Source organism: Microcystis sp. LE19-41.2A, assembly GCF_027530405.1.
GTDB lineage: Bacteria > Cyanobacteriota > Cyanobacteriia > Cyanobacteriales > Microcystaceae > Microcystis > Microcystis aeruginosa.
This window is the reverse complement of record NZ_JAPZQJ010000604.1, coordinates 1-1,062: the sequence shown is the minus strand read 5'-3', so window position 1 is coordinate 1,062 and position 1,062 is coordinate 1. Positions and strand designations below refer to the sequence as shown.

Here is a 1,062-nt window from a genome sequence, read left to right as displayed (position 1 = left end):
TTGTTTATCTAAACTGTTGACTGTGCGGGAACAATTACAAAGAGAAGCTCACCGTCATCAACAACCCTTATTAGCAGAAAATATTCCTAGACTATGGATACTAACTCCTACTGCCAGTCAGAGGATTATAACTGCTTTTTCCGCTCTCAATCATCCAGATTGGGGAGAAGGAATTTATTTTTTACCTCCAGCATTAAATACATCCCTTATTGTCCTGCATCAATTACCCGAAACCCCTGAAACCCTTTGGTTAAGATTATTAGGCAGAGGAGGAACCAGAAGCAGAGCGATTGATGAATTAGAGGCCTTGTCTTCTAGTCATCCCTTTAAATCAGCTTCCTTAAAATTATTATACAATTTGAGTAGGAACTTGCAAGCCTTACCCAAAAGAACCCAGGAGGAGAGTAAATTTATTATGCGTTTAGCCCCTTTATACGAACAAGATAGAGAAGCAGCGATTCAACAAGGAGAAGCTATCGGACTTCAAAAAGGCAGAATCGAAGGCATTCAAGAAGGAGAAGCTATCGGACTTCAAAAAGGAGAAGCCAACCTAGTGCTACGCTTGCTTAACCGACGTTTTGGTGAACTGCCCCCGCATATTACCGAAACTATCCAAAAACTAGCCGTTGAACAATTAGAAGACTTAGGAGAAGCATTGCTAGACTTTGAGACTCAAGCTGACTTAATTAATTGGCTGAACTAATAAATAGGCTTTGAAGATGATAAAATAATCATCATCATTGATTTAATAACTTAGGTCTTGACTCGCTTTCTTTGGGATAAATTTAGTGAAAGACTACCTCGAAACCTTTCTTTCTTCTTCTGGTGACGTGAAAACTAGCCTTGATGTGACGGCAGAAACTCAAGAAATCGATGTGTATTTTCGACCGACTTCCCCAGAAATGCCGCCCGAATTAGGCCTATTGGGCAAATTAGCTCAAACCCCTTGTCTATTGGAACCCTATCGCAATCCTGTCACGATTGAGGGAATTCTCGCTTGTTTATCTAAACTGTTGACTGTGCGGGAACAATTACAAAGAGAAGCTCACCGTCATCAACAAC

At 40.6% G+C, this 1,062-nt stretch carries 2 protein-coding genes; both read left to right on the top strand.

Annotation, left to right across the window (positions count from 1 at the left end; genetic code table 11):
- Positions 1-703: DUF4351 domain-containing protein (locus tag O9290_RS25145; protein ID WP_288055735.1), on the top strand; the 703-nt coding region annotated here is incomplete at its 5' end.
- Positions 704-788: 85 nt separating this feature from the next.
- Positions 789-1,062: hypothetical protein (locus tag O9290_RS25140; RefSeq protein WP_288024763.1), on the top strand; the 274-nt coding region annotated here is incomplete at its 3' end.